Here is a 26032-nt window from a genome sequence, read left to right on the forward strand (position 1 = left end):
CTCCGCTTGATTGATCCCTCCCACCACTGGGTCGTGGCAGTTCGGATCGGTCGAGGGACAGACTACTCGCTCGCGGGCCCCTGCCCCAAATCCGTCTGGTTGGATCCTCCCTGGTCGGATCCTGTCGGGCTGGATCTCCTCTGGTCGGATCGCGTCCCGTCCGACCGCGCCCGGTCCGCGGCCGCCTGGCCGTGGGGCTCCGGACGGAGCCACGCCGACTGCCCGTCGACCTCGACCAGCTGCCACCCGCTGGCCAGTCCGAGCAGGTCGTCGCCCTGCACCACGAACGTGACCGGCCCGGCGATGTCGATCACCAGCGCTTGTGCCTTCTCCTGGATCGCGGACTGGGCCGCCGCCGGCGCGGGCACCGCCACCGGCCGGGCCTCGGCGTTCCACGCGTTCAGCTGGTCGGTGCCGGTGAAGGCGAGCAGGGCCATCCGTCCGTCGGCTCCCTGCATCAGGACGGCCGCCATGTCGCTGGACTTGTCGTGGGCCAGTCCGTTGTCGTCGTACTCGACCTCTCCGAGCACCGCCACGACCGGCACCATCAGCCGCGAGGACTGCACCGTGGCCAGCGCGGCGGCGTACGCCCGGGGGTCCTGGGCATAGGCCGACAACCCGGCAGCGACCTCCGGGAACTGGCTGCCGTCGTCGTTCGGGAAGGAGGACTCGAGCAGGCGGGCGCCGGCGAATCGATCCGGATGCGGGTTGCTCATGGTCCACCCAGCCTAGGCCACATCGCGGTTGTCCCCGGTCTCGGCAGCCATCCCGACCGTCGATGTGAAATGCTGAGGACATGTCCGATGTGAGCTGGCTGGCCCTGGCCTTGGCGCTGACCGTGTGCGGAGGGCTGTGGACGTGGTACGCCGCCCGCAATCGGGGGGTGGCCTCCGGTGTCCGCGGCGCGGGAATCACCCTGCTCCCGTTCGCCGCCTACTTCACCGGGACCCTCGAGATGGCCGGTGAGATCGGCTCGGCGGTGGCCGACTGGGCCACGGGCTTCGTGTTCAGCCCGTTCGTGTGGGTCGGGCTGGGACTCTTCGTGCTCTCCGTCGTGCTCTTCGGTGTCTCCGGCCGCATGGGCGGTCGGACGGCCGGGGAGACGGACGAACGGCCCGCCTCGCGGAAGTCCAGGAGGGCGCGCAAGCAGCTGCCTCCCCCGTCCTCGAAGGGCGGGCCGGTCATCGACGACGACCTCTCCGACATCGAGGCGATCCTCAAGAAACGCGGCATCAGCTGATGGGAACCGAGGAGATGCTGGGCAACATTGTCCGCAACCGGTTGCGCGCGCGTCTCGATGCCGCGGTCGCCGCCCTGCCCGCACCCCTGCGCACCCCTGCCATGCTGGTCGACCTCGATGCCTTCGACGCCAACGCCGCTGACCTGGTCCGGCGGGCGAACGGCACTCCCCTGCGGGTGGCCTCGAAGTCCCTCCGTGTGCCGGCCCTGTTGCAGCGGGCACTCAGCAGGCCGGGCTTCCACGGGGTGCTGGCCTACTCGTTGAGAGAGGCACTGTGGTTGCACGACCAGCTCATCACCGACGACATCGTGATGGGCTACCCGAGCGTCGATCGAGGCTCGCTCTCGACCTTGGTCGCGTCTCCTTCGGCCGCATCGTCGATCACCCTGATGATCGACTCGGTCGACCATCTCGAGGTGATCGACTCGGTGCGTTCGTCCAAGGCCGTGTCCATCCGGATCGCGATCGACGTCGACGCCGGCCTGCGGGTGAGCGGGCAGCACGTCGGACCCAAGCGCTCTCCCCTCCATGACACGTCCGCGGTCGTGGACCTGGCCCGCGCCGTCGTGCAGCGTCCCGGTTTCACCTTGGTCGGTGTGATGACCTACGAGGGCCAGGTGGCCGGCGTGCCCGATGACGTTCCGGGCCAACGCGCGAAGTCGATGATCGTGCGTCGTCTCAAGGCAGCGTCGGTCGAGCAGCTGAAGGTCCGCCGCCACGCGATCGAGGCGGCGTTGCGCCAGGTTGCTCCGTTGGAGTTCTGGAACGCCGGCGGCTCCGGCTCGGTGGAGTCCTCGGCGTCCGACCCCGTGGTCACCGAGGTCGCGGCCGGCTCGGGGCTGCTCGTGCCCGGCCTGTTCGACAACTACCAGGCGTTCCGGCCGCGGCCGGCGGCCTTCTTCGCGGTCCCCGTCGTACGCCGTCCCTCGCCGTCCGTGGTGACCGTGGCCGGTGGCGGGTTCATCGCGTCCGGGCCGGTCGGCGCGGACCGGGCGCCGATCCCCTGGGCTCCGCCCGGACTGCACCTGAGCGGCGTCGAGGGTGCCGGCGAGGTGCAGACACCGCTCACCGGCCACCCGGCCTCGACGTTGAAGGTGGGCGACCTCGTGTGGTTCCGCCACGCCAAGTCCGGGGAGCTCTTCGAGCACACCAACAGCGTGCACCTGCTCTCCGGCGCGGAGATCGTCGACGAGGTGCCGTCCTACCGCGGCACCGGCAACTCCTTCTGACATGGACGAGGTCGTCGCGGACGTGCTCGACCACGCCCGCTCCGCGGACGGACGGCTGGCGGGTGGGCGGTTGATCTGCATCGACGGCCCCGCCGGCTCCGGCAAGACGACGCTCGCGACAGCCCTCGCGGAAGCCGTGCCGGGCGCCGTGTTGCTGCACATGGACGACATGTACGAAGGGTGGAGCGGGCTCAACGATGACCTCGGTCCCCGACTGCGCGACCAGGTGATCGCACCCCTGGCCGCGGGAGAGCCGGGCCTCTTCCGACGATTCGACTGGCACCTCGACCGCTTCGCCGAGCTGCACGTGGTGCCGCCGAGCGACCTGCTGGTGCTCGAGGGCGTCGGCTCCGGCGACCTGGCACTCGCGCCGTACCGCTCGACTCTGGTCTGGGTCGCGGCTCCCGACGAGCTGCGGTTGCGACGAGGCCTGGCCCGCGACCGCGACCGCTACGAGCAGGATGCGGCGGTCTGGGACGAGCCCGCCCAGCGAGCCAGGTGGGACGCCTTCTTGGCGGACGAGGCCAGGTTCTTCGCCGAGCACCGGGTCCGCGAGTCCGCTGACCTGGCGGTGGACGGGAACAGACCGCTGCCACCCCTAGGGTGAGAGGCATGGTTGCACCGTCGGGAGAACAGTTCGAGATCCGTGCCGCGGGACACCGCGCGGTGGTCACCGAGAGCGGTGCTGCCCTGCGACACCTGTCCCACGACGGCCAGTCGCTGATCGACGGTTTCGCCGAGGACGAGATGGCCTCCGGCGGGCGCGGCCAGCTGCTGATGCCGTGGCCGAACCGGATCGAGGACGGTCAGTACTCCTTCGGCGGCCGTGACCACCAGCTGGCACTCACCGAACCCGCCCGGCACAACGCATCGCACGGGTTGGCCAGGTGGGCCGCCTGGACGGTGGAGGAGCACACCGCCAACTCGGTGTCGCTGGTCCTGCGGGTGATGGCCCAGAAGGGATACCCGTGGACCGTGGACCTGCACGTTCTCTACGACCTGTCGGCTGACGGGCTCACCGTCACGCAGACCGCCACGAACATGTCCGACTCGCCGGCGCCCTACGCCTCCGGCGCGCATCCCTACCTCACCGTCGGTGACGGACCGGTCGACGACTGGGAGCTCACCCTGCCCGCGTCCCGCAGGTCACTCGTCACCCCCGAACGGCTGCTGCCGATCGGCTCGGCAGACGTCGCCGGCACCGACTTCGACTTCCGCGTCGCCCGGCCGATCGCCCGCACGTCCCTGAACGACGCGTTCACCGATCTCGAACGGGACGAGGACGGCCATGCGGAGGTCGTGGTGCAGGGCCGCGAACGTGGCGTCGTGATGTGGGTCGACCAGAACGTCCGATGGTTGCAGGTCTACTCCGCGGACGACGCCGGGCCGACGGCACGACGATCGTTGGCGGTCGAGCCGATGACGGCGCAGGCCAACGCGTTCCGCAGCGGCGAGGACCTCATCATCCTCGCTCCCCATGGTGGCGAGCACTCCGTGTCCTGGGGGATCCGAGTCCGCTAGGACGCAGGCGCCGGGGACCGGCTCAGCGGAGCAGTGTGCGGATCTGGCGGATCGCCCGGACGGCCCGGTCGCCGTCGGTGGACTGCAGCGCCAGCACCGAGCAGGTGGTGCCGTCGGAGAGGTCGAGGGTCGCCCAAGGTGCGCCCGTGGGCATGTGGATGGCCACCACCTGCGCCCACTCGAACTCATGGGTGCGGTAGCCGTTGACGATGGTGAGGCCTCGCTCGGTGACCACCACCTTGGCACGCACCAGCGCATGGACGCACGCTGCCATCATCGCGCCGAGCAGCAGGGCAAGGATGCGCTCGATCAGGGTGAACGTGGCCCGGATCTCCGGCGAGAGCAGAAGCCACGCCGCGACCACGGCCACCAGCACGATCACTCCCCCGGCGATGCCGGCCATCCGGACGCCGAGGGGGCGGTAGGTGTGGGGCAGCTCGAGCTCAGACACGGCAGGCGTGGATGTCGGTGAGCAGGATGCCGCGGGCACCGATGTCGTAGAGCTGGTCCATCAGCTTCTGGGCACCGTCGCGGGGAACCATGGCACGCACCGCGACCCACCCTTCCCGATGCAACGGCGAGACGGTGGGGCTCTCGATGCCGGGAGTCAGGTCCACGGCCTTCGACACGCTCTCGCTGCGGATGTCGTAGTCCATCATCACGTAGGAGCGGGCCACCAGCACGCCCTGCAGGCGGCGCAGGAAGACCTCGAAGCCGGCGGGGCGCTCACCGTTGCGCGAGATCAGCACCCCCTCGGACTCGAGCACCACGTCACCGAAGGTCGCGAGTCCGGCGGCACGCAGGGTGCTGCCGGTCTCGACCACGTCGGCGATCGCGTCGGCGACGCCCAGCTGGATGCTGGTCTCGACGGCACCGTCGAGCCGGGTGACCGTGGCCGCGATGCCGCGACGGTCGAGGAACTGCTGCACCACCCCGACGTACGACGTGGCGATGCGCTTGCCCTCGAGCTCGGCGATGTCGGAGAAACGTCCGGAGGGGCCCGCGAACCAGAACTTCGAGCGGCCGAAGCCGAGTCCCCGGACCTCGTCGGCGCTCGCCCCGGAGTCGAGCAACAGGTCGCGACCGGTGATGCCGAGGTCGAGCGTGCCCTCACCGACGTACAACGCGATGTCGCGGGGGCGCAGGTAGAAGAACTCGACGCCGTTGTCGGCATCGACCAGCGCGAGTTCCTTGGAGTCACTGCGTTGGCGGTAGCCCGCCTCGCGCAGGATCTCGGTGGCGGACTGGGACAGCGAGCCCTTGTTGGGCACGGCGATCCGGAGAAGCTTGGTCATGAGGAGTCCTCAGAGGTGTGCGTAGACGTCGTCCAGGGTGATACCAGTGGCGATCATCAGCACCTGTGCGTGGTACAGCAGCTGACTGATCTCCTCAGCCGTGGCGTCCTTGCCCTCGTGCTCGGCAGCCATCCAGGACTCCGCGGCTTCCTCCACCAGCTTCTTGCCGATGGTATGGACGCCGGCGTCGAGCTCGCGCACCGTGCCGGATCCCTCGGGTCGGGTCTGGGCCTTCTCGTTGAGCTCGGCCCAGAGTTCCTCGAACGTCTTCACGGGCACCAAGCCTACGGCGTACGGCGACCGCGGTCGGCGCCGGTCTCAACCACCGTCACTCTGCGGTCGCGCAGGTCTCGATACATCGCTCGTTCCTCGCGACACTCGACCACCGAATCATCTTTTCGGTGGTTGAGGAGGGAGCGCCAGCGACCGTCTCGAAACCACCCCCGTCAGCTGTGCTGCTCCCGGTGGTTGAGGAGGGAGCGCCAGCGACCGTCTCGAAACCACCCCCGTCAGCTGTGCTGCTCCCGGTGGTTGAGGAGGGAGCGCCAGCGACCGTCTCGAAACCACCCCCGTCAGCTGTGCTGCTCCCGGTGGTTGAGGAGGGAGCGCCAGCGACCGTCTCGAAACCACCCCCGTCAGCTGTACTGCTCCCGGTGGTTGAGGAGGGAGCGCCAGCGACCGTCTCGAAACCACCCCCGTCAGCTGTGCTGCTCCCGGTGGTTGAGGAGGGAGCGCCAGCGACCGTCTCGAAACCACCCCCGTCAGCTGTGCTGCTCGAGGATCCGGGCAGTGGCCAGGGCGGCGGCTGTGGCCTCCCAGCCCTTGTCCTCGCTCGAACCCGGCAGACCGGCACGATCGAGGGCCTGTTCGTCGGTGTCGCAGGTGAGCAGCCCGAAGCCGATGGGGGTGCCGTGGTCGAGCGCGACCCGGGAGAGCCCGTCGGTCGCGGCATTGCAGACGTAGTCGAAGTGGGGTGTGCCGCCCCGGATCACCACGCCGAGCGCGATCACCGCGTCATGGTGCGGTGCCAGTGCGTTCGCCACCACGGGCAGCTCGAAGGCACCGGGCACCCGGATCACCGACGAGTCGACCACCTGGTGGGCCTCGAGTGCCCGAACGGCCCCGGCCACCAGGCCGTCCATGACCTCCTCGTGCCAGCTGGAGGCCACCACGACCACCCGCAGGTCGTGACAGTCCGTGGCCTGCTGGTCGGGGGCTCCTGCACCACTCATCGTGACTGTCCTTCCAGGTCGGGCTTCGCCTCGAGGTCGGGCAGCTGGTGCCCCATCCGGTCGCGCTTGGTCATCAGGTAGGCGAGGTTGTGGTCGTTGGGGTGGGGGGTCAGCGGCACCCGCTCCGCGACCGCGATCCCGAAGTCCTCGAGGTTGTTCACCTTGTCGGGGTTGTTCGTCATCAGGCGGACCGATCCGACGCCGAGATCGCGCAGGATCTGGGTCGCCGTCCCGTAGTGGCGGGCGTCTGCGGGCAGGCCCAGGTCCAGGTTGGCGTCGACGGTGTCCCGCCCGCCGTCCTGCAGCTGGTAAGCCTGCAGCTTGGCGACGAGGCCGATGCCGCGCCCCTCGTGCCCACGCAGGTAGATCACGATGCCGCGGCCCTCGGCGACGACGGCCTCGAGGGCCTCGTCGAGCTGGGGGCCGCAGTCGCAGCGGTGGCTGCCGAAGACGTCGCCGGTCAGGCACTCGGAGTGCACACGGGTGAGCACGGCCTCGTCGCCGCTCACGTCGCCGTGGACCAGCGCGATGTGCTCGCTGTCGTCGATGGTGATCTTGTAGCCGAACGCGGTGAAGTCGCCGTACTTCGTCGGCAACCTGGTCTCGGCGACCCGCTCGACCAACACCTCGGTGCGTCGGCGGTGGCGGACCAGGTCCTCGATCGAGATCATCTTCAGGCCGTGCTCGTCGGCGAAGGCACGCAGCTCGGGCGCGCGCTTCATCGTGCCGTCGTCGTTGACCACCTCGACCAGCACACCGGCCGGCGTGAGCCCGGCCAGCTTGGCCAGGTCCACGGCTGCCTCCGTGTGGCCGCGCCGGACCAAGGTGCCGCCCTCGCGATAGCGCAACGGGAAGACGTGGCCGGGTCGGGTGATCTCCCACGGCTCGGTCGCGGAGTCGGCCAGGACCCGCGCAGTGTGCGCCCGGTCGGCGGCGGAGATCCCGGTGGAGACGCCGTCACGGGCATCCACCGAGATCGTGTACGCCGTGCGCAGCTTGTCCTTGTTGTGCGGCGTCATCAGCGGGATCTCGAGCCGGTCGAGCATCGCCGCGGGCATCGGCACGCAGATCACGCCGCTGGAGTGGCGAATGGTGAACGCCATCAGCTCCGGGGTCGCCTTGCTGGCCGCGAAGATGATGTCGCCCTCGTTCTCCCGGGTCTCGTCGTCGACCACGACGACTGCCTTGCCCGCGGCGATGTCGGCGATGGCGTCCTCGACGCTGTCCAGCCGGACGCGGTCGTGGGCCTCACTCATGCCCTGCTCCTTCATTGGTGCTGTCTCCTTGGTTGATGTAGCCACTGGCCAGCAGCTTCTCGACGTGCTTGGCGATGACATCGGCCTCGAGGTTGACCCGGTCACCGGGCGCCCGGAAGCCGAGCGTCGTCCGCGCGAGGGTCTCGGGGATGAGGCTGATCGTGAACGTGTCGCCGCGGGTCTCCACGACGGTCAGGGAGATGCCGTCGACGGTGATGGACCCCTTGTCGACGAGATAGCGCCCCATGCCGTCGGGCATCGTGATCTCGACCAGCTCCCAGTGCTCGCTGGGAGTGCGGTTGGTGACGGTGCCGACGCCGTCGACGTGGCCCTGGACGATGTGGCCGCCCAGCCGCTTGTCGACGGTGACGGCGCGCTCCAGATTGACCTTGTCGCCCGGCCGCGAGCCGAGCAGGGAGGTCTTGTCGAGGGTCTCCTGCATGACGTCTGCGGTCCAGGTCCCGGAGGGTTGGATCGAGGTGACCGTGAGACAGCAACCGTTGACGGCGATCGAGTCACCCAGGCCGGTGCCCTCGAGGACCAGCTCGGAGCGGATGGACAGGCGGATCGCGTCACCTTGGGGCTCGATCGCCTCGATGGTGCCGAGTTCCTCGACGATTCCGGTGAACATTCAGGTCTCCTCCGTGGTGTACCGGGTGGGTGGTTTCGAGACGCTCGCTGGCGCTCGCTCCTCAACCACCGGGGTCTGCTCAAGCACCGGAGCGGGCAAGGACATGGTCAGGCGGACGTTGGTCTCGGGCCCGGTGCCGAGGACGGTGACGTCGACGATCGCGAAGTGCAACGCCTCGGAGATCGTCGCGATTCCGAGGTCAGCGACCGCGTTGCGTCCGGAGCCGAGGAGCATGGGCGCGACGTAGGCGACCACCTCGTCGACCAGGCCGGCTTCCAGGAAGGCGGCCGCCAGCGTCGGTCCTCCTTCGAGGAACACGTGTCGACGACCGAGCGCGTGCAGGTGGCCCAGTGCCTCGAGAGGGTCTCGGGTGCGCAGGCGCAGGGTCTCCGCCCTGTCGTTGAAGACCCGCTTGGTGTCGGGCAGGTCACGCATCCCCATCACCACTCTCAGCGGCTGCGTGTCGACGGGTTCGTCGACCTCGTCACGCACCGTGAGCTCGGGGTCGTCCACCTCGACGGTGCTGGAGCCGACCATCATCACGTCGCACTCACCGCGCAGTCGATGCGTGTCCAGTCGCGACGGCCGGGAGGAGACCCAGCGACTGGTTCCGTCAGCGGCCGCACTGCGGCCGTCCAGGGTGGTGGCGAACTTCCAGGTGACGAAGGGACGTTCGTGCTCGACGGCAAAGGTCCACGCCCGGTTGAGCCGACGCGCCTCCGTCTCGAAGAGTCCTCGGGCGACCTCGATGCCAGCCGAGCGGAGGGTCTCCGCTCCCCCGGCTGCGACCTGGTTCGGGTCGGCCTGGGCGAAGACCACACGTCGTACGCCGGCATCGATCAGGGCCTGCGCGCACGGCCCGGTCCGGCCGGTGTGGTTGCACGGCTCGAGGGTGACCACGGCCGTGGTGCCGCGAGCCAAGGACCCGAGCCCACGTGGCTCGCCGCCGATGCCGGCCGCGGCCTCCGTGAGGGCGGCGGCCTCGGCGTGCGGCGTGCCGGCACCGCGATGGAATCCCTCGGCGACCTCCGAGCCGTCATCCGCGAGCAGCACGCAACCCACCCGAGGATTCGGTCCCAGCGGAACGCCCGGCGTCGCGGCCAGCTCGAGGGCACGCAGCATCGCGCGCTGCTCGGCAGCGGAGAAGTTGCTGATCGTCACCTTGCTGGCCCTCACGGTCCGGTCGCGGACTCCGGGGGCACCGTGCGGGTCGATCTGCAGGGGGTCAACTCGTGCAGCCTGCCCGACCGGCGGGGGACCGCAGAGTGTCAACCGCTGCGTGCACTTCCCATCCGGACTTTGACCGTCGGTCCAGGAATCCCACCTGGTCAACCGGTCACTGGCTGTGACCGGGTCGCGGACTTCTGGGCAGATTCACCCAGTCACCGCCGGCTCGGATTTTCACCGACCCCAGAGCACGCGAGTTGAAAACTCGACATGCTCATCCTGCCACAGGCTCCCCCGGTGGCCGACGTGACATCTCCCTCAGCGAGACGGGGCCGCAGACCTCGGGACACGGCGCCGGCGCTCACCGCCGGGGCAGGCTCAACCGGCGTTGGCGGCGACTTCAGCCTTGGCGCGCAGCTCGTTGACCATCGCGTCGGGGTCGTCGGCGGAGTAGACCGCGGAGCCGGCCACGAACACGTCGGCACCGGCCTCGGCACAACGCTCGACGGTCTCGAGCGAGACCCCACCGTCGACCTGGAGCCAGGTCTCGACGCCGTGCTTGTCCATCATTGCCCGGGCACGACGGATCTTGGGCAGGCAGAGGTCCAGGAACTTCTGGCCACCGAAGCCCGGCTCGACGGTCATGATCAGCAGCATGTCCAGCTCGGCGAGGAGGTCCTCGTAGGGCTCGATCGGAGTGGCCGGCTTGAGGGCCATGCTCGCTCGGGCCCCTTGGCCACGGATCTCACGAGCCAGCCGGACCGGCGCGGCCGCCGCCTCCACGTGGAAGGTGACCGAGCCGCACCCGGCCTCGGCGTACGCCGGTGCCCAGCGGTCCGGGTCCTCGATCATCAGGTGCGCGTCCATCGGCAGCTGTGTCGACTTCGCCAGCGACTCGATGACCGGTAGTCCCAGGGTCAGGTTCGGGACGAAGTGATTGTCCATCACGTCGACGTGCACCCAGTCGGCACTGCCGATGCGGCGCACCTCGTTCGCGAGGTCGGCGAGGTCGGCGTTGAGGATGCTTGGCGTGATCTGGATTCCCACGACGCAGACCTTACTGTGCGAGTCGGAACCGGCACTGGTCGCCGGCCCTCATGCCAGCAGGCGCAGGACCGATCTCTCGATGCGTTGTTGGTCGGCGACCGATGGTGACCCTGCTGCTGACCTGCGGACAGTGACCGTTCGGCCCTCCTCGAAGCGGTCGAGGACGCGCGGGTCGACGTACGAGGTGCGGGCAACGGTCGGGGTGTTGCCCAGGAACTCGCCCACCTCGACCATCGCAGCCCCGACGGCGCGCTTGCGCGAGGCCTTGCTGTCCCCCGCTTCCTCGCTCCCGGCCAACGCGACCGCAGCGCGGACGGTGCCGTGCCAGGTGCGGAAGTCCTTGGCGCTGATCTCGAGCCCGGAGACGTCCCCGAGGTACTGGTTCACCTGCGCCGCACCCAGCCGACTCCAACGACGTCCGTCCTTGAAGGCAAGGAACTCACTGAAGCCGCCTCGCCGTCGCCGCAACTTCTGGATCGTGGCGAGACAGAGCGCGTCGTCGACGACCACTTCGCGCTCGATGTCGGACTTCCCGTTGAAGGAGAAGGTCGCCGCGCCGGCACCGAGCCGCACGTGGCTCCGCTCCAAGGTGGTCAGCCCGAAGCTCCCGTGCTCATCCGTGTAGGTGTCGCTGCCGATCCTGAAGAAGCCGACGTCGAGGAGGCGGACGGCAAGGGCACAGGCCCTCGCTGCGGACAGGTCTGGCTCTGCCAGGTCGCGCGCCAGGTGGTCCCTGACCTTCGGCAGGGCTCGGCCCAGAGCCCGCGCCCGATCGAACTTCTCGGCGTCCCGCCGGGTCTGCCATGCCTGGTGGTAGATGTACTGCCGCCGACCCGCTCGGTCCGTGCCCACCGCTTGGAGGTGCCCGTTCTCGTGAGGACAGATCCAGACCTCCCGCCAGGCTGGAGGGATGGCCAGGCTTCGAGCACGGTCAGCGTCGGTCCGCGCGAGGCGGGCGCCGTCGGAGTCGAGGTAGGTGAATCCACGACCCGCACGACGCCGCGTCCAACCTGCCTCGGTCGGGGAGCTCCGACGCAACCGCGTCACGGGGATCCTCCTTCACACCCAGCGTGGGGCCCCCACACGACCTACGGGAGGGCCCCACTGCTGGACCTGGCCGTCGAGGCCGGGTGCAACCGGCCTCGACGTGCCGTGGAAGTACCCCCGGTTCGAGGATTCATACCCTGCTCTCGAGCCCCACCAGGTCGAGGATCTGCCCTGCGGGAGACTCGGGCGGAGCGACCAGGCTGAGCGAGGAGCCGGACCGCTTCGCACGCCCCAGGAACTCGAAGAGCGACTGCACGCCGGGGCTGGACAGGTGGGTCACACCGCTCAGGTCGATGACCGCGTCAGCCGTGCCGGAGCGGGTGGCCTCCTCCATGGAGGCGTGGAACAGTTCGACGGAGACCTCGTCCACGGGCCCCACAGCGGTGAGCAGGCCCGGGGACGCCTCCGCGTGGAGGTCGGCCACGGGGTCGTTGGTGCGAGGCATCCCGTTCATCGCCACCGACTGCAGCATGTGCACGGGGCGCGACAGCAGGAACCGGAGGTCCACGCTGGTCCCCCGGCTCTCGCGACGAACCGTCATGGAATCAGCGAGACCGGCAGCCATCATCAGGCCTTGTCCGTCGGACGCTCGCTCGAGCCACTGGCCTCGATCGGAGACAGTGACCGCAACCGCACCGTCCTCGTCGAGCGCGCCCACCACGTGGACCATGGCCCCGTCGGAACCTGGCGGGTAGGCGTGCTGCACTGCGTTGGCGACCAGCTCAGTCACCGCGTGCGTGAGCCCTATGTGGTCGAGCAACCCCGCACCGAGACCGTCGAGCCAGTCGTTGAGGGAAGTGCGGACCTCGGAGACGGCCGCAAGATCGGCCGGCAGGGTGATGCGGAGGACATCGGGCTGCGGCGCACGGAGGGCCACCAGCAGCACAGCGTCGTCCAAGGCACCGTCGGGGGGTGAGACCTCCCCGAGGATCTGGCTGCACAAGTCCTCCGCGCGCTGCGCAGGAGGGGCCGGACTGTCCAGCGACCGGGCGAACGCCTGGGCGGCCACCTGCACGAGGAGCTGCCTCGCCTCGAGAAGGTCACGCCCGGGCGAGCCGTTCAGGCCGTCGGTGTAGAGGACCAGCGCATCCCGGGGTCCCATGCTCACTCGCCCCGACCGGAAGTCTCCGCCCGTGCCGAGTGGTCGACTGCCGAGCCCCGGCAGCACCTGCGTCCGGCCGGCGGCGCTCAGCCAGAGCGGCGGCAGATGGCCCGCACAGACGTACTCGGCCTCGCCCGAGGCCTGGTCGAGCGCCACCAGGCACACGGTCGTGGCACAGGTCTCCGGGAACTCCTCGGCGTAACGGTCGGCGTCACGCAGGGCATCGAGCAGCCCCACGCCGGTCGAGAGCCTCTGCCGCAGGATGGCGCGGACCTGGGCGATCGCCACCACCGCGCCCACACCGTGGCCCACCACGTCGGCGACCAGCAGCGCCGTCCGCCCGTCAGGGAGGAGGACGGCATCCAAGGTGTCTCCCCGATTGATCGGCTCCGACACGGTGAGCAGATAGCGCCCCGACAGCACGAGGCCCGGGAGAATGGGCAGGCGTGACGGCAGTTGAACGTCGGTCGGCGTGTTCACCATGATTTCCCGCAGATCTGTGGGTCTTGGTCCGTTCTATCAGGTAACCACGCCGGCGATCGTCAAACGGGTGCTCAGATGGGCGTTCCCTGACCCTCCTCGAGGGAGCAGCGAAGATCGCGCAGCACCCGGCTGAGCAAACGGGAGACCTGGGTCTGCGTCACGCCGAACTCGTTCGCGATCTCCTGCTGGGTCAGCTCCTCGAAGAACCTGAGACGCAGGAGCTCACGATCGCGCGAGGACAACTGGCGCACGACGGGCTGGAGCATGACACGAGCCTCCGCTGCGTCGCTGTCCTCGCCGGAGTGCGAGTCGGCGAGGGACTCACCGACGGTGGCGCCCCCCTGCTCCGACAGCTGTGCGTCGAGCGAGGAGGGGGTGAAGCATCCCTCGGCGCGCAGCGCCTCGGTGACGTCCGCCTCCGGCACTCCCAGCCGCTCCGCGATCTGGGCATCGGTCGGGGTTCGCCGCTCGCCGGCTTGGTGTCGATCGCGTTCCTCGATGACCTCGGACTGCAGCTCCTGGACCCGGCGCGGCGGTCGAACCACCCAACCGTGGTCACGGAAGTAGCGGCGGAGCTCGCCGCGGATGCTGGGCACCGCGAAGGACAGGAAGTCGCTGGCACGGTCGCCGTCGAACTGGTTGACGGCTCGCACGAGCGCGGCGTTCGCCACTTGCTCGAGATCTTCTGACGCGACCCCGCGGGAGCGATAGCGCGAGGCAATGCTGCGGGCGACGCAGATGTTGGCCAGCACGACCTCCTCGAGCAGATGGGCGCGCAGCTCGTCGTCCTCTGCCTGTGCTGCTTGTCGCAGCAGACAGGCGGTCAGGCGCCGGCGTTGCTCACGGGGAAGTTCTCTGGACGGAAAGGAACCGGGTGTCATCGCGTACTCCGAAAAAGAATTCGCTCGATGCCCGCCGTTGTCTTCAGCGAGAGGTTGGCAAGAAGTTCTGCCGTTCCTCGAACCTAGCCCACCTGGGCGGTCACGGCTAGTCCGATCGGGCCATGAGGACTAGTCATTCTCGCTTGGCCGGGCGTCAGCAACACCGGAGCACATGGCCGCGTCCGCGGCGCGCACGGCCTGCTGCGACTGCTGGGCGAAGCTCGAGCTCGCGTGCTCGGCGTTGCGCCACAGGGGCGTGCCGGGCACCCCGGACAACCTCGTGCCGGCGGGCTCGGCGCGACTCCCGGGCCCGCGGACGCCGGCCCGGCTGGCGCACGCGTGCACCGCGTACCCCGCGACCATGGCCGCGGCCACCGCCGGCCACCCCGGACCACTGCCCGGCACCGCTTCTCGGTTCCTGCCCATGGCTTGTTCGTACCCACTGGCTCGGCTCCGTATGCAGGCATGAGGGCCAGTCCTTTGGGTATCGCAGGAGGACGAGGAACACCACGGAAAGGACGCACCGACGCATGAGCGAGACCTCCACCGGCGAGGAGCAGCCACCCATCGACACCGTCGTCCTCGACGTCGACGGGACGTTGGTCGACTCCGTCTACCAACACGTGGCCGCCTGGCAGGGAGCGTTCCACGACGTGGGGCTCCAGGTCTCAGCTGCTGACGTGCACCGGGCGATCGGGCTCGGCAGTGATCGCATGGTCAGCCACCTCGCGGGAGACTCCGCGGAACGGGCGGTGGGAGACGACGTACGCCAGGCGCACGACGCTCGCTTCATGTCCCTGCTGCCGCACGTGCGCGAGCTTCCGGGGGTCACCCCGTTGCTCGAGTGGCTGGCACAGCACCACGCGCTGGTCGTCGCCACCTCCGGGGGCGCCGAGATGACCGAGGCGCTGTTGGCCCTGGTGGAGGCGCGGGGGCTCCTACGTGATGTCGTCTCCGGCTCCGAGGTGGAGCAGAGCAAACCGGCACCCGACCTGATCGACGCCGCGATGCAGCGCGTCGAAAGCGTTCGGGCCGTCGTCCTCGGCGACTCGGTGTGGGATGCCCAGCCTGCCAAGGCCCGGGGCCTTCCGTGCATCGCGCTGCGCTGCGGCGGTACCGACGAGGCCGTGCTTCGGGAGGCCGGGGCGAGCTGGGTGTACGCCGACCCGCAGGACCTCTACGACCGTCGCGCGGACAGCCCCCTCCAGGTGTGACCGCTGGTCAGTGGTCGCGCAACGCCTTGACCAGCTCGTCCTTGTTCATCTTCGAGCGTCCCTCGATCCCGATTTCCCGGGCCCTGTCCTTGAGGTCGGCAACCTTCCAGTCCTCGTAGGAGCCGGACTCGCCGCCCTTGCGTCCCACCGAGGAGCGCGAGCTCTTGGCGGCCTGGTTCGCGATACGAGCGGCCTTCTCCTTGCTGGCCCCGTCATCACGGATCTCCTCGTAGAGCTCCGGATCCTTGACGCTCGGCCCCGGTGTGCGCTTCGCCATCTTGTCCACTTCCTCTCGTTCCGGTCGGGTGCGGCTGCGGTACCCAGTCGGTCACAGGACACACGTGCCCCGCGCACCGAGGCAGTCTGGATCCCCGCGGCGTGGGTACTGGCGAGTCCCGCCGAGGAACGAGAGGACGACCGGGTTCCATGAACAGGCTCGAAGGCCCCTTCGATGCGGTCCTGCACCTCCAGGACCGTCAGGTCGTGGACGTCGACGGTCTCCTGGTCTGCAAGGTCGACGACGTCGAGCTGACGGAGAACGCCGACCATTCCTTGGCCGTCACGGGGCTGCTCGTGGGAGCCCCGGTGCTGCTGCCCAGGTTCTCGGGCCACCTGGGTCGCTCCCTGCTCCGGCTGTGGCACCGGCTCGGGGTGGAGGACGCCGACCGGGACCAGCCGTGGCGCATAGACCTCCGTCAGGTGCGCGAGCTGCAGAGCTGTGTGCGTCTCTCGGTGCCGCGTGAGGGCCTCCTGGTGCGCGCCGACGAGCCCGCGGAGGGACACACCCGCCCGATGGACCGACTCCTCGGGATGGACGTTCGGCGCGACGGCACGTCGCTGGGCCGGGTGACCGACGTACGCCTCGAACCGCGGCGCACAGGCCGCACGACCAAGCTTGCCTGCACCCATCTCGTCGTGGGGCGTGGTCGTCCCGGGACCATGCTGGGCTACGACCGACAGCCGCAGATGGGGCCTGTCCTGCTGGGGCGGTGCATCCGCTGGATGCACCGTCACACCGGGCAGGTCGCCCTGTCGGCGGTCGACATCGACTGGCAAGGCGGGACGATCACGTGTCAGGGCGAGCTGGAGAGTCTCACCGCGTCGGGCTGACCGAGCTCACAGGGTCCCCATCCTGGTGATCACCATCAACGGAATGGCCAGCAGTGCGGCGATGAGGACCACCACGAGGTAGACGGAGCCCATGGCGTTCGCCAACCTGCCGTTGGTGTGCCGGCCCATGTAGTCAGGGTCGTTGGCGACCACGAGGATCGGGAAGTAGGTCAGCGGCAGGGCGACGGCCGAGAACACCACGGAGACCTCGGTCACGAGGATGGGATCGACCGTGGTGAGCAGGACGCCGACCCCGAGCAGTGTCGACATGATCAGGACCAGGTGGAACCTCGCGGCCTGCTTGACCCGGACGAACTTCCCCCACTGCCACCCGCGGTACTGCGCGATCGAGTACCCGACGGACAGCCCGGTCTCGCACGCCGCACCGAACGTCGCGGCCACGAAGCCGACGATGGCGACCGCGAGGCCGATCTTGCCCAGCGCCACGGCGACCGGCAGGCCGACCTGCCCGAGCGTGCCGACCGTGATCCCGGCCGGCCCCAGGGCGACCCATGCGGCTCCGGCGATGGACAGCGAGAGGAGACCGCCGAGGGGGAATCCGATGAAGACGTTGGCCCGCATCAGCGGGATGTCCTTCTCCGTCCACTTCTCCTCGATGCCCCCCGACGAGAAGAAGAAGACCTCGTACGGCGTCATCGCGGCACCGAAGAGCGCCACGGCGTAGTAGGCCCAGGTCATCCAGGTTTCGTCGACGGGCTTGTCGACGGTGGCGAGCTGGTGGGTGAGGCTCGCCCAGTCCGGGCCCAGGCGCCACAGGGCAACCGTGAAGACCACCAGGCAAAGCCCCAGGAGACCGAGCACGTTCTCCAGCACCGAGAAGCGCGCTCTCCACAGCACGGCCCACACGAGCAGGCCGATGAAGGGCACCAGCAGGACGGGGCTGACCGAGGTGACCAGTGCGAGCGCGAGCGCCACACCTCCGATCTCGGCGATGAAGGTCAGCAGGGTGACCCCGAGCGAGCCGACGAGGTTGAGCAGGGCCATGCGTGGGCCGAGTCGCTCCCGGATCAGGTCGAAGGTGGCCCGCCCGCTCACCGCAGCGACTCGACCGGACATCTCCGCGAACACGCAGATCCCGACGACTCCGAACACCACCACCCAACCGAGGGAGAGCCCGAACCGTGCGCCCACCTGGGCGTTGGTCACGAGGTCGCCGATGTCGACGAAACCACCGATGGCGGTGAGGATCCCCAGTGCGATGCCCAAGAACTTCTTCATCGCAGGACCTTCCTCATCGCAGGGCTCCGGCCAGGTCCTTCAGGTCCTTCTCCTCGCGGCGCAGCTTGGCCTCGAGGTCCGGAAAGGACGTGTCGTCGTTCGCGACGGCTGCGGCGCGCGCCTCAGTGACCAGGCTCGACGCCTCGTCGATCTCCGACGTGACCTTGTCGTACTGCCGGGCACGGCCCCGGGGAGCCTGCGTCGACGCGAGGTCGTCCGAGGTCTTCCCGAGGGACTCCTCGGCATCGACCAGCATGACCACCGCCGCCTTGCCGAGCAGGTCGTCCTGCCGGTGCTCGCGCAGCACGATCCGGGCGGTGGCGACCTCGCCGGCCACGGAGTCGAGGGCGCGGCTCGCCTGCCCCGTCCAGTCCGACGGGGTCGGGGTGGAGGGCACGCATCCCGCCGCCAGGAACCCGAGGAGCAGCCCGGCGGCGAGACGGCTCAGGTTCATTTGTCCGCGTGCTTGTCCAGCTCGGACTCGAGGGCCTGCTTGTCGCGGTCGCCCACCGGGATGTCGGCATTCGCCGCCTGCTGGCGCATCTCCTCCATGGTGATGTCCTGGGGCATGTCACCCAGGTGTGACTGACGGCTGCGCAGGAATGCCTCTCCCAGTGCCGCGCGGCGCGTCTCGTCCAGACCGGTGCGCATGTCCGGCAGGACCGTCGACTCCTCCTCCTGGACGTGATGGGTCACGGCGTCGACGACCTCCGCCAGCTTCGCGTCGTACGCCGAGCTGGTCGGATCACACTCCGAGAGCTCGGCGAGCAGCCGATCGGCCAGGAGGTGCTCCTCCTGGCTGTGCTCCACGTCCTCGGCGGCCCCGGCCTCGTCACGCGCTGCCGGATAGACCTCGGCCTCCTCCGCACGGCTGTGTGCCGCGAGGAGCGTCACCAGCACGGGGGTGAGGCCCGCTCTGGAGTCCGGCTGGGTCTTCAACTGCTCGAACATGCGCTCCACCTCACGGTGGTCCTGCATGATGAGGTCGATCACGTCCTGGGACACGGCATTCTCCTTCGCTCGACGGGAATCGCTGAGCCAGTACCCCGCGAGTGGGAATGCATCCGTGCACGGTCGTGCGGGTCAGGTCTGGCTGCTGACGTCCTCGTAGTTGGCGGGCAGCTCACCCGCCTCGATCACCAGCCTGGCCACGTCGCGCAACTTCACGTTGCTGTTCGACGAGAAGCGCTGGAGCGCCTCGAACGCCTGGTCCAGGTCGAGTCCGTAACGGTTCATCAGCAGGCCTTGGGCGACACCGATCTGGTGCCGACTCTCGACTGCTTCCGCGAGGCCGGAGACCAGGTGCGACATCGACAGGGCGTTGGCGGCATGGACGCCGAAGACCAGGGCCCTCTCGACATCCTCGGCGGCGAAGGCATCCACCTTGCGTGCGTAGAGGTTGATCGCACCCAGCGGGTCGCGGTCCGGGTCGAGCGTCTCGGCGGACAGCTGGACACTGACCAACGAGTGGACCCCGTGCTCCGCGACCCTGGGCCCCCACTTCGGCCAACGGTCGTCGTGGCCCGTGGACCGGACCAGGAACGGCTCGTCCTCGATGGCGGAGCTGATGCACGGCCCCTCTTCCAGCGCATACTGCAGACGGTCGCAGTCCAGGGCGGCCTCGTCGGTCCAGGCCAAGGTCTCCAGACGTCCCCTCCTGCGACGGACGGTGATCGCGCAGAAGTCGGCCGCCGGAACCACTTCGAGGGCCCGATCGCAGATGCGGTCCAGCGTCGCCACGACGTCCTGGTCCGACATCAGCTGCTTGCTCAGCCCGGCGAAGTACGGCGCGGTGTCGGCGAGCGCTTCGCGCGACGTGTCTTCGGTCATGCCCCGACACTACTGCCGACGAATGCGATCCACACCCCGGGTGTCAGGCGCGCAGCACCGGCAGCACCGACTCGGCGTACATGTCGATCATCTGCCGCCAGTGCGGACCCATGTTGGCGACGTACACCTCCTCGAAACCTGCCTCCACGAAGGGGCGCAGGGCCTCCCGGTGGCGCTCGGGATCGGAGCCGCACACGACGCTGTCCCGCGTCTGCTCCGGCGTGACGAGCTGTGCGGCCTGCTCGAAGTGGCGCGGCGACGGCAGGACCTGCGCGAGCTCTCCGGGCAGGCCGCTCGTGCCCCAGAGGCGATGGGCGATCTCGACTCCCTCCTGCTCGGTCTCGGCCCAGGAGACCTTGGTGCCGGCCTGCGCGGGCTTGCCTCCCGAGCCCTTCCGGAACCGCTGCAGCAGGTCGGTGTCGGGCGACGTGGTGATGTAGCCGTCGCCCTTTCGAGCAGCCAGGTCGGTGGCCTCCGGCCCGAAGCCGGAGACGAAGATCGGAGGAGGCTCGTCCGGGAGCGTGTAGATGCGCGCCGTGTCGGCCGTGTAGTACCGCCCACGGTGATTGACGAAGCCGCCGTCCCACAGCTCGCGGATCAGGTCGATGGCCTCCGCCAACATCTCCTGGCGGACCTCGGCCGTCGGCCACCCGTCACCGAGGATGTGCTCGTTCAGGGCTTCACCACTGCCGAGGCCGAGGGTGAATCGTCCCTCCAGCATGACCGCACTGGTGGCCGCGGCCTGGGCGATCACCACCGGACTGATCCGGACCGTGGGACACGTCACTGCCGTGGTGACGGGAAGCGAACACGCCTGGGAGAGGGCGCCGATGACCGACCACACGAACGGGCTCTCGCCCTGCTCGTCGTTCCACGGATGGAAGTGATCGCTGATCCACAGGCTGTCGAAGCCGGCCGCCTCCGCGTGCACCGCCTGCTCGACCAGCTCGGCGGGGCCGTACTCCTCGCAGGACAGGAAGTATCCGTACTTGGTCATCGCTGGGCGCCCTCGAGCTGCTCGAGCAGCGCTCGGTTGAAGGCAGGGATGTCATCGGGCTTGCGACTGGTGACCAAGTTGCCGTCCACCACCACCTCGTGGTCCACCCACTCGCCGCCGGCGTTGCGCACGTCGGTCTGCAGGCTCGGCCACGACGTCACCCGTCGCCCGTCGACCCCGGCCTCCACGACCGTCCAGATGGCGTGGCAGATCGCTGCCACGGGACGGCCACTCTTGATGAAGTCCCGGGTGAACGCCACGGCCTTCTCGTCGGTGCGCAGCTGGTCGCCGTTGGCGACCCCGCCCGGCAGCACGAGGGCGGCGTAGTCGGCCAGCTGCGCGTCCGCGACACGGACGTCGACGTCGAACGTGTCACCGGGGTCCAAGTGGTTGTAGGCCTGCACAGTGCCTTCGTCAGGAGCCAGCAATGTGGGCTGCCAACCAGCCTGCTCCAAGGCCTGCCACGGCTCGGTCAGCTCAACCTGCTCAATGCCTTCGGCGGCCACCATCACGGCGACCCTGCGTGTCGTTGCGTCGGTCATGGGCTCCGACCTCCTCCCGAGGGAAACTGGGCGGGCCCGGTACCCACCGCCACGACATGCACACTCCCCCGATCCGGGGATGAACCGCACCGGCAGGGGTACAGGAGCGCAACCCACGAGGAGGACCGCGTGAGCGACGCAGACGAGACGACCTCAGATCGCGACGAGACGGACGGCGAGCGTGCCGATCGCAACTGGAACGAGCTGCTCCAGGAGTTCCGGGTGCTGCAGACCGGTGTGCAGATCCTCGGGGGCTTCCTGCTGACCCTTCCGTTCCAGTCAGCGTTCGGCGACCTGGACGACCTGCAGCGTGGGCTCTACCTCGCGCTGGTCCTGGTCGCGACCCTGTGCACGACGCTCATGCTGGCGCCGATCGCCCTGCACCGGCGGTTGTTCCAGCAGCAGCAGAAGCTGCGACTCGTGCACGCCGGCCACCGTCTGGCCCAGGTGGTGATGGTGTTGATCGGTTGCCTGGTGACCGGCATCGCGGTCTTCGTCTTCGACGTCGTCCTGGACCGCCCGGCTGCCCTCATCGTCGGGGCGGTCATGGCGGCCGTGGTCGTCTCGGTCCTGGCCGTCCTGCCGCGCGTCGTGGAAGGGCCCCGGACGGACAGCTAGCCGTTCACTCCTCGACCACGTGGACCGCGGCCTCCTCGGCCGAGGCGCCGGCTCCGTCGATGCCCTCGTCCTCGGCGACGAGCTCGGAGTCGACGTCCTCCCCGGAGCCCTCGTCAGGCGCCACCAGGCGGCCGGCGCGGGCCGTGCCCACCTCGCCACCGACGGGGCCGTCCAGGATGTCGGCGTCCCGGGTCTCCTCGACGTCGGCCCACACCTCCGGCTCCTCTTGGTCCAGCCGTTCGTCGATGGTCTCGCCCTCGAGCTCCTCACGCGCGGTCACGCCCTTGGCGGTGACTCCTCGCGGCCGCTCGGGAGGGGAGATTCCCTCGTCCAGGATGTCGTCGACACCCCGGTCGTCCAGAGTGTCCTCGGGTTGCAGCTGGTCGCCGCTCATCACAGCGCCTCCTTCTGCGGGCATGCGCCCGCCTCGACTGGGTACCGCTCCGGCATGAATGAACGCGATCCCGCAGGCCAGAGCGGACGAGGCTTCATGGTTGCCAGTGTGGTGCTCGTCATCCTCCTGGTCCTGTTCCTGATGTTCGCCATCGCCCAGTTCAGGTGAATGTTGTCCTCCACGACTCTTCGAGGGTGGCACTGACCCGGGGTGCGTTCGTGCCGTGCTGGCGGAGCGGTACCCACTGACCACAGCGTCACACGCCCGTCTCCGCCGTGGATCTGTCGCGCGGCTGGTGCCTACTGGCCGGAGTTGACGGCCCACTCCACGAGGTCGCGCGCGGGACCCGCGGGCAGGCTCGGGCCTCCGGTCCACACGGCGTGCAGCCGACGCGAGAGGTCCAGCCCGGTCACCCCGACCTGCACCAGGCGACCGCTGGCCACGTCGTTGCGCACCGCGTGGGCACTGAGGGCCGCCGGCCCCGCACCCGCGGCCACCGCGGCACAGACCGCTGCCGTGCTGGAGAGCTCGAGGACCGGGGCCGCGGTGTCGAAGCCGGCCAGGGCTCGTTCCAGCACGGTGCGGGTCCCGGACCCGGTCTCACGCACGACGAGGGCGGTGGAGGCCAGGGTCGCAGCCGTCACCCGACGGCTGGAGCGAGCGGCCCACGGATGGTCACGGCCGACCACCACGACCAGCTTGTCGATCCCGACGAGGCGGTGCTGGAGGTTCTCCGGAGTGTCGGGCCCCTCCACGAACCCGAGGTCGACCACTCCGGCTTGGACCAGTGCGGCCACGCGCTCACTGTTCGTCGCTGTCATCGTGAACTCGGTCGGAGGCAGGCCGAGGCCGTGCTGGCGCGCGCGCACGGCGACCAGCCACGAGGGCAGCAGGTATTCGGCGATCGTCAGGCTCGCTGCCACGGCCAGGTGTCCACGTCGTCCCTGGCGCAACGCTGCGATGCCCGCATCGAGCTGCTCGGCCGCATCGATCACGCCACTCGCCCACTGCACCACGAGGTCCCCGTGTGCGGTGAGCTTGGAACCCTTCCGCGTGCGGGCCACCAGGGAGGCCCCCACCACCGATTCCATCGTCCGCAGCCTCGAGGAGGCGGCCTGCTGGCTGATCCCGAGCTCCTGGGCGGCCGAGCTCAGGCTGCCGGTGCGAGCCAGCACCACCAACAGCTCCAGTCCGCGAAGGTCAGGGATGTGTGAGCTCAGCATGGCCACAAGCCTACCTTGTGACACCACAAGCCCATTGTCGTTCCGGCGGTGACGTCTTCTGCGCAGACTGGTCACATGACTCTTCGTGTGGCAATCGTGGGTGGCGGTCCGGCCGGCATCTACGCGGCGGACCTTCTGACCAAGTCCGAGACCGACGTCTCCGTCGACATCCTCGAGCGGCTGCCCGCGCCGTTCGGCCTGGTCCGCTACGGCGTCGCCCCTGACCACCCGCGCATCAAGGAGATCGTCAAGGCTCTCCAGCGCGTGCTGGCCAAGCCCGAGGTGCGCTTCCTCGGCAACGTGACCTACGGCGTCGACGTGAAGCTCGACGACCTGCGCGACTTCTACGACGCTGTGGTGATCGCCACGGGGGCGATGGCCGACCGCGACCTCGACATTCCCGGAGAGGACCTGCCGGGCTCGTTCGGGGCCGCTGACTTCGTCTGCTGGTACGACGGCCACCCCGACGTGGCCCGCGACTGGCCGCTGGAGGCCCGGAGCGTGGCCGTCGTCGGCGCCGGCAACGTCGCTCTGGACGTGGCACGCGTGCTCGCGAAGACCGGTGACGAGATGCTCACCACCGACATTCCCGCCAACGTGTACGCCGGGTTGAAGGCCAAGCAGGCCACCGACGTCCACGTCTTCGCCCGTCGCGGGCCGGCGTACGCGAAGTTCTCCCCCCTCGAGCTCCGCGAGCTGGCACACTCCCCCAACGTCGACGTGGTGGTGCACCCGGAGGGCTTCGAGGTCGACGACGCCAGCATGGAGCACATCGCCAGGAACAAACAGGCCAAGATGGTCCTCAACACCCTGTCGAACTGGGTCGGCCGCGAGCCCAGCGGAAAGCCGCACCGCATCCACCTGCACTTCCTGGAGCAGCCGGTGGCGATCGAGGGTGACGGACAGGTGGAGCGCTTCCGCACCGAGCGCACCCGACTCGTGGGCGACGGCGGCGTCGAGGGAACCGGCGAGATCACTGACTGGGACGTCCAAGCGGTCTATCGAGCGGTCGGCTACCGGAGCACGCCGATCACGGACCTGCCCTTCGACACCCGCGCGGCGGTCATCCCCAACGACGAGGGTCGAGTTCTCGACCTCGAGGGTGAACCGATGGCGGGCACCTTCGTCACTGGATGGATCAAGCGGGGGCCGGTCGGGCTGATCGGCCACACCAAGAGCGACGCCGCCCAGACGGTCGCCCACCTCCTCGAGGACACGGTCGCCACGGCCGCCGAGCGCGACCCCGCAGCGGTCGACGCCTACTTCGCCGAGCGCGGCGTGGAGGTGGTCGAGTTCGCCAACTGGGAGAACCTCGACAACCACGAGGTCTCCCTCGGCGAGGCCGACGGTCGCACTCGCATCAAGGTCGTCGACCGCGACGAGATGCTGCGCGTGGCCCGCTGAGAGGTCCCTCCACCTGTCCTGCCGGCCCGCGCCCGGACGCTCACCCCGACCGGGCCACCAGCTCTCGTCATGGTCAGCTCGCCACGGGGTACCGGTCGCGTCATGACCACACCAGAGAACTCCCAGTCCTCCCACGATCGTCCCGTGGAGATCGAGGGCGTGCCCGACGAGGAACACATGGAGACAGCCGATGCCGCCGAGCGGGTCAAGCTGGATCCCGAGGAGCAGCCGAACTTCACCGAACGACCTGCCGAGGAGTCGATCGCGGACTCCAAGCTTCCCGAGGATCTCTGACCTCCCGGCAACCGCAGGCCTACTCGGTGCCGCTCCTCCTGGGGGCCGCTCGGACGTGGGCCCGCTCGCCCTGCTTGCCGACCAGGCTGAGGAACTCGACGGGCCCTGAGCTGGTCGCTCCGAACCAGTGCGGGGTGCGGGTGTCGAACTCGGCTGCCTCGCCGGGCTCGAGGACGAGGTCGTGCTCGCCGAGCACGAGCCGGAGCTTCCCGTAGAGCACGAAGGCCCAGTCGTAGCCCTCGTGGGTCCGCAGCTCGGGCTCGGCGTCGTCACGACCGGCGGGGAGGATGAACTTGTAGGCCTGGATGCCCCCGGACCGGCGGGACAGGGGCAGGATCGTCCGACCGTCACGGGTGGGGATCGGACGTAGGTTGACGCGAGGGTCGCCGGTGGGTGGCGCGTCGACGAGCTCGTCGAGGGTGACGCCGTGCACCCGCGCCAGGGGCAGCAACTGCTCGAGCGTCGGACGGCGAAGTCCTGCCTCGAGCCTCGACAGCGTGCTGACCGAGATTCCCGTCTCGTCGGCCAGCTCATTGAGCGTGATGTCGCGGCGTTGGCGCAGGCCCTTCAGCCTCGGGCCCACCGCGTCGAGCGTGCGGTCGGTGTTCTCCATGCGGTCGAGTTTTCCATTTGGCAACATCCTTTGCAATTCTGGTCCTTGAGAGTCATTCTCAATCTGTGGGCCACCGAACGGGTGGTCCGACAGACGCCAGGAGGCTCGAACGATGGCAGGAATTGATGCTCCGATCAGAGACGTGGTGATCGTGGGAGCCGGAGCCGCCGGCCTGAGCGCGGCACTCACGCTGACCCGCGCCCGGCGTACGGTGACCCTCGTGGACGCCGGCGAGCCGCGCAACGCACCCGCGAGTGCGGTCCACGGGCTGCTCGGGCACGAAGGCATCAACCCGGCAGCGCTGCTGGCCAAGGGCCGCGAGGAGGTCCGCGGATACGCGCTGAGTTCGTCTGCGGCGACGTCGCCGACGTCAGCTGCGCGTCGTACGGCTTCGCGGTCGCACTGCGCGACGGGAGCCAGGTC

31 protein-coding genes, 2 pseudogenes and 1 riboswitch are annotated in these 26032 nt (G+C 69.3%); of the genes and pseudogenes, 10 read left to right on the plus strand and 23 right to left on the minus strand.

Annotated features, from left to right (window positions below; translation table 11 throughout):
* Window positions 1-62: 62 nt before the first annotated feature.
* Window positions 63-716 carry an SseB family protein gene (locus ncot_RS13795; RefSeq protein WP_168618130.1) on the minus strand — a complete coding sequence of 218 codons (654 nt, stop codon included), beginning with the start codon at window positions 714-716 and terminating at the stop codon, window positions 63-65.
* 80 nt (window positions 717-796) lie between these two features.
* Between ncot_RS13795 and ncot_RS13800 the strand changes: the two genes are divergently transcribed.
* Genes ncot_RS13800 through ncot_RS13815 form a run of 4 tightly spaced genes read left to right on the plus strand, consistent with a single transcriptional unit; the run spans window position 797 to window position 3990 of the window.
* Entirely contained in the window at window positions 797-1240 is a 444-nt protein-coding gene (locus tag ncot_RS13800; RefSeq protein ID WP_168618131.1) for a cellulose synthase, read from the plus strand.
* A complete protein-coding gene (locus ncot_RS13805; protein WP_240937906.1) occupies window positions 1240-2469 on the plus strand; it encodes an amino acid deaminase/aldolase in 1230 nt (409 codons plus the stop codon). The genes ncot_RS13800 and ncot_RS13805 overlap by 1 nt, the downstream gene beginning before the upstream one ends.
* 1 nt (window position 2470) lies before the next feature.
* A complete protein-coding gene (locus tag ncot_RS13810; protein ID WP_206064973.1) occupies window positions 2471-3076 on the plus strand; it encodes a 4-amino-4-deoxy-L-arabinose transferase in 606 nt (201 codons plus the stop codon).
* A gap of 5 nt (window positions 3077-3081) precedes the next feature.
* Window positions 3082-3990: an aldose 1-epimerase family protein gene (locus ncot_RS13815; protein WP_168618132.1), complete on the plus strand. Its 909-nt coding sequence runs from the start codon at window positions 3082-3084 to the stop codon at window positions 3988-3990.
* 22 nt (window positions 3991-4012) lie between these two features.
* Here ncot_RS13815 and ncot_RS13820 read toward each other — a convergent pair whose 3' ends face one another.
* The 12 genes and pseudogenes from ncot_RS13820 to ncot_RS13875 form a co-directional block, all read right to left on the minus strand.
* A complete protein-coding gene (locus ncot_RS13820; RefSeq protein ID WP_168618133.1) occupies window positions 4013-4441 on the minus strand; it encodes a PH domain-containing protein in 429 nt (142 codons plus the stop codon).
* Window positions 4434-5285, minus strand: coding sequence for an ATP phosphoribosyltransferase (gene hisG, locus ncot_RS13825; RefSeq protein WP_168618134.1), 852 nt, complete (start codon window positions 5283-5285; stop codon window positions 4434-4436). Before hisG ends, ncot_RS13820 begins: the two co-directional genes overlap by 8 nt.
* Before the next feature lie 9 nt (window positions 5286-5294).
* Window positions 5295-5558, minus strand: coding sequence for a phosphoribosyl-ATP diphosphatase (locus ncot_RS13830; protein WP_168618135.1), 264 nt, complete (start codon window positions 5556-5558; stop codon window positions 5295-5297).
* Window positions 5559-6046: 488 nt separating this feature from the next.
* Window positions 6047-6517 carry a 6,7-dimethyl-8-ribityllumazine synthase gene (gene ribH / locus ncot_RS13835; RefSeq protein ID WP_168618136.1) on the minus strand — a complete coding sequence of 157 codons (471 nt, stop codon included), beginning with the start codon at window positions 6515-6517 and terminating at the stop codon, window positions 6047-6049.
* Complete coding sequence (locus tag ncot_RS13840) at window positions 6514-7773, minus strand: bifunctional 3,4-dihydroxy-2-butanone-4-phosphate synthase/GTP cyclohydrolase II (protein ID WP_168618137.1); 1260 nt, start codon at window positions 7771-7773, stop codon at window positions 6514-6516. The genes ribH and ncot_RS13840 overlap by 4 nt, the downstream gene beginning before the upstream one ends.
* Window positions 7766-8404: a riboflavin synthase gene (locus ncot_RS13845; protein ID WP_168618138.1), complete on the minus strand. Its 639-nt coding sequence runs from the start codon at window positions 8402-8404 to the stop codon at window positions 7766-7768. Before ncot_RS13845 ends, ncot_RS13840 begins: the two co-directional genes overlap by 8 nt.
* Before the next feature lie 123 nt (window positions 8405-8527).
* Window positions 8528-9526 (minus strand): annotated as a pseudogene (gene ribD / locus ncot_RS13850) (bifunctional diaminohydroxyphosphoribosylaminopyrimidine deaminase/5-amino-6-(5-phosphoribosylamino)uracil reductase RibD); the annotation flags it as partial.
* A 153-nt stretch (window positions 9527-9679) separates the two neighbouring features.
* A riboswitch (FMN riboswitch) is annotated at window positions 9680-9827 on the minus strand.
* 122 nt (window positions 9828-9949) lie between these two features.
* Complete coding sequence (rpe, locus tag ncot_RS13855; protein WP_168618139.1) at window positions 9950-10618, minus strand: ribulose-phosphate 3-epimerase; 669 nt, start codon at window positions 10616-10618, stop codon at window positions 9950-9952.
* Window positions 10619-10666: 48 nt separating this feature from the next.
* Window positions 10667-11665, minus strand: a complete 999-nt coding sequence (locus tag ncot_RS13860; protein WP_168618140.1) for a DNA topoisomerase IB — start codon at window positions 11663-11665, stop codon at window positions 10667-10669.
* A 130-nt stretch (window positions 11666-11795) separates the two neighbouring features.
* Window positions 11796-13133, minus strand: coding sequence for a SpoIIE family protein phosphatase (locus ncot_RS13865; protein WP_168618141.1), 1338 nt, complete (start codon window positions 13131-13133; stop codon window positions 11796-11798).
* A gap of 188 nt (window positions 13134-13321) precedes the next feature.
* Entirely contained in the window at window positions 13322-14131 is an 810-nt protein-coding gene (locus ncot_RS13870; RefSeq protein WP_168618142.1) for a sigma-70 family RNA polymerase sigma factor, read from the minus strand.
* Between the two features lie 129 nt (window positions 14132-14260).
* Complete coding sequence (locus ncot_RS13875) at window positions 14261-14557, minus strand: hypothetical protein (protein WP_168618143.1); 297 nt, start codon at window positions 14555-14557, stop codon at window positions 14261-14263.
* 104 nt (window positions 14558-14661) lie between these two features.
* On the opposite strand from ncot_RS13875, the gene ncot_RS13880 reads away from it, so the two are divergent.
* Window positions 14662-15345, plus strand: coding sequence for an HAD family hydrolase (locus ncot_RS13880; protein ID WP_168618144.1), 684 nt, complete (start codon window positions 14662-14664; stop codon window positions 15343-15345).
* 7 nt (window positions 15346-15352) lie between these two features.
* On the opposite strand, the gene ncot_RS13885 is transcribed toward ncot_RS13880, so the two are convergent.
* Complete coding sequence (locus ncot_RS13885) at window positions 15353-15622, minus strand: Rho termination factor N-terminal domain-containing protein (protein ID WP_168618145.1); 270 nt, start codon at window positions 15620-15622, stop codon at window positions 15353-15355.
* 149 nt (window positions 15623-15771) lie between these two features.
* On the opposite strand from ncot_RS13885, the gene ncot_RS13890 reads away from it, so the two are divergent.
* A complete protein-coding gene (locus ncot_RS13890; RefSeq protein ID WP_168618146.1) occupies window positions 15772-16455 on the plus strand; it encodes a hypothetical protein in 684 nt (227 codons plus the stop codon).
* Between the two features lie 6 nt (window positions 16456-16461).
* On the opposite strand, the gene ncot_RS13895 is transcribed toward ncot_RS13890, so the two are convergent.
* From ncot_RS13895 to ncot_RS13920, 6 genes are all read right to left on the minus strand, one after another.
* Entirely contained in the window at window positions 16462-17694 is a 1233-nt protein-coding gene (locus ncot_RS13895) for a divalent metal cation transporter (RefSeq protein WP_168618147.1), read from the minus strand.
* Between the two features lie 13 nt (window positions 17695-17707).
* A complete protein-coding gene (locus ncot_RS13900; RefSeq protein ID WP_168618148.1) occupies window positions 17708-18148 on the minus strand; it encodes a hypothetical protein in 441 nt (146 codons plus the stop codon).
* Window positions 18145-18699 (minus strand): hemerythrin domain-containing protein, encoded by a 555-nt coding sequence (locus ncot_RS13905; RefSeq protein ID WP_168618149.1) that lies wholly within the window; start codon window positions 18697-18699, stop codon window positions 18145-18147. The genes ncot_RS13900 and ncot_RS13905 overlap by 4 nt, the downstream gene beginning before the upstream one ends.
* Before the next feature lie 78 nt (window positions 18700-18777).
* The gene (locus ncot_RS13910; RefSeq protein WP_168618150.1) at window positions 18778-19524 is read right to left on the minus strand and encodes a GAF and ANTAR domain-containing protein; all 747 of its coding nucleotides are present in this window, start codon (window positions 19522-19524) and stop codon (window positions 18778-18780) included.
* A gap of 43 nt (window positions 19525-19567) precedes the next feature.
* Window positions 19568-20521: an LLM class F420-dependent oxidoreductase gene (locus ncot_RS13915; protein ID WP_168618151.1), complete on the minus strand. Its 954-nt coding sequence runs from the start codon at window positions 20519-20521 to the stop codon at window positions 19568-19570.
* Entirely contained in the window at window positions 20518-21063 is a 546-nt protein-coding gene (locus ncot_RS13920) for a type 1 glutamine amidotransferase domain-containing protein (RefSeq protein WP_168618152.1), read from the minus strand. Before ncot_RS13920 ends, ncot_RS13915 begins: the two co-directional genes overlap by 4 nt.
* Before the next feature lie 129 nt (window positions 21064-21192).
* On the opposite strand from ncot_RS13920, the gene ncot_RS13925 reads away from it, so the two are divergent.
* Window positions 21193-21681: a DUF6328 family protein gene (locus tag ncot_RS13925; protein WP_168618153.1), complete on the plus strand. Its 489-nt coding sequence runs from the start codon at window positions 21193-21195 to the stop codon at window positions 21679-21681.
* Between the two features lie 4 nt (window positions 21682-21685).
* Here ncot_RS13925 and ncot_RS13930 read toward each other — a convergent pair whose 3' ends face one another.
* On the minus strand, window positions 21686-22075 hold the full coding sequence (locus ncot_RS13930; protein WP_206064974.1) for a DUF5709 domain-containing protein: 390 nt from the start codon (window positions 22073-22075) through the stop codon (window positions 21686-21688).
* 299 nt (window positions 22076-22374) lie between these two features.
* Entirely contained in the window at window positions 22375-23298 is a 924-nt protein-coding gene (locus tag ncot_RS13935) for a LysR family transcriptional regulator (protein ID WP_168618155.1), read from the minus strand.
* A 75-nt stretch (window positions 23299-23373) separates the two neighbouring features.
* Between ncot_RS13935 and ncot_RS13940 the strand changes: the two genes are divergently transcribed.
* Both ncot_RS13940 and ncot_RS13945 read left to right on the plus strand, forming a co-directional pair.
* A complete protein-coding gene (locus tag ncot_RS13940; protein WP_168618156.1) occupies window positions 23374-24702 on the plus strand; it encodes an FAD-dependent oxidoreductase in 1329 nt (442 codons plus the stop codon).
* Between the two features lie 102 nt (window positions 24703-24804).
* Window positions 24805-24996 carry a hypothetical protein gene (locus ncot_RS13945; RefSeq protein ID WP_168618157.1) on the plus strand — a complete coding sequence of 64 codons (192 nt, stop codon included), beginning with the start codon at window positions 24805-24807 and terminating at the stop codon, window positions 24994-24996.
* Window positions 24997-25015: 19 nt separating this feature from the next.
* Here the strand turns inward: ncot_RS13945 and ncot_RS13950 are convergent, their stop codons facing one another.
* Complete coding sequence (locus ncot_RS13950) at window positions 25016-25609, minus strand: XRE family transcriptional regulator (RefSeq protein WP_168618158.1); 594 nt, start codon at window positions 25607-25609, stop codon at window positions 25016-25018.
* A gap of 112 nt (window positions 25610-25721) precedes the next feature.
* On the opposite strand from ncot_RS13950, the pseudogene ncot_RS19720 reads away from it, so the two are divergent.
* Window positions 25722-25907: pseudogene (locus ncot_RS19720) on the plus strand (FAD-dependent oxidoreductase); the annotation flags it as partial.
* Window positions 25908-26032 lie beyond the last annotated feature (125 nt).

This window comes from Nocardioides sp. JQ2195, assembly GCF_012272695.1.
GTDB lineage: Bacteria > Actinomycetota > Actinomycetes > Propionibacteriales > Nocardioidaceae > Nocardioides.

Coding starts and splice junctions, on each gene's coding strand:
- ncot_RS13950 (WP_168618158.1), bottom strand. CDS start 25,609: ATGGAGAACACCGACCGCACGCTCGACGCGGTGGGCCCGAGGCTGAAG.
- ncot_RS13920 (WP_168618152.1), bottom strand. CDS start 21,063: ATGACCGACGCAACGACACGCAGGGTCGCCGTGATGGTGGCCGCCGAA.
- ncot_RS13840 (WP_168618137.1), bottom strand. CDS start 7,773: ATGAGTGAGGCCCACGACCGCGTCCGGCTGGACAGCGTCGAGGACGCC.
- ncot_RS13795 (WP_168618130.1), bottom strand. CDS start 716: ATGAGCAACCCGCATCCGGATCGATTCGCCGGCGCCCGCCTGCTCGAG.
- ncot_RS13935 (WP_168618155.1), bottom strand. CDS start 23,298: ATGCTGAGCTCACACATCCCTGACCTTCGCGGACTGGAGCTGTTGGTG.
- ncot_RS13900 (WP_168618148.1), bottom strand. CDS start 18,148: ATGAACCTGAGCCGTCTCGCCGCCGGGCTGCTCCTCGGGTTCCTGGCG.
- ncot_RS13930 (WP_206064974.1), bottom strand. CDS start 22,075: ATGAGCGGCGACCAGCTGCAACCCGAGGACACTCTGGACGACCGGGGT.
- ncot_RS13805 (WP_240937906.1), top strand. CDS start 1,240: ATGGGAACCGAGGAGATGCTGGGCAACATTGTCCGCAACCGGTTGCGC.
- ncot_RS13915 (WP_168618151.1), bottom strand. CDS start 20,521: ATGACCAAGTACGGATACTTCCTGTCCTGCGAGGAGTACGGCCCCGCC.
- ncot_RS13870 (WP_168618142.1), bottom strand. CDS start 14,131: ATGACACCCGGTTCCTTTCCGTCCAGAGAACTTCCCCGTGAGCAACGC.
- ncot_RS13875 (WP_168618143.1), bottom strand. CDS start 14,557: ATGGGCAGGAACCGAGAAGCGGTGCCGGGCAGTGGTCCGGGGTGGCCG.
- ncot_RS13845 (WP_168618138.1), bottom strand. CDS start 8,404: ATGTTCACCGGAATCGTCGAGGAACTCGGCACCATCGAGGCGATCGAG.
- ncot_RS13880 (WP_168618144.1), top strand. CDS start 14,662: ATGAGCGAGACCTCCACCGGCGAGGAGCAGCCACCCATCGACACCGTC.
- ncot_RS13940 (WP_168618156.1), top strand. CDS start 23,374: ATGACTCTTCGTGTGGCAATCGTGGGTGGCGGTCCGGCCGGCATCTAC.
- ribH (WP_168618136.1), bottom strand. CDS start 6,517: ATGAGTGGTGCAGGAGCCCCCGACCAGCAGGCCACGGACTGTCACGAC.
- ncot_RS13885 (WP_168618145.1), bottom strand. CDS start 15,622: ATGGCGAAGCGCACACCGGGGCCGAGCGTCAAGGATCCGGAGCTCTAC.
- ncot_RS13895 (WP_168618147.1), bottom strand. CDS start 17,694: ATGAAGAAGTTCTTGGGCATCGCACTGGGGATCCTCACCGCCATCGGT.
- ncot_RS13815 (WP_168618132.1), top strand. CDS start 3,082: ATGGTTGCACCGTCGGGAGAACAGTTCGAGATCCGTGCCGCGGGACAC.
- ncot_RS13945 (WP_168618157.1), top strand. CDS start 24,805: ATGACCACACCAGAGAACTCCCAGTCCTCCCACGATCGTCCCGTGGAG.
- ncot_RS13910 (WP_168618150.1), bottom strand. CDS start 19,524: ATGACCGAAGACACGTCGCGCGAAGCGCTCGCCGACACCGCGCCGTAC.
- ncot_RS13890 (WP_168618146.1), top strand. CDS start 15,772: ATGAACAGGCTCGAAGGCCCCTTCGATGCGGTCCTGCACCTCCAGGAC.
- ncot_RS13800 (WP_168618131.1), top strand. CDS start 797: ATGTCCGATGTGAGCTGGCTGGCCCTGGCCTTGGCGCTGACCGTGTGC.
- hisG (WP_168618134.1), bottom strand. CDS start 5,285: ATGACCAAGCTTCTCCGGATCGCCGTGCCCAACAAGGGCTCGCTGTCC.
- ncot_RS13810 (WP_206064973.1), top strand. CDS start 2,471: ATGGACGAGGTCGTCGCGGACGTGCTCGACCACGCCCGCTCCGCGGAC.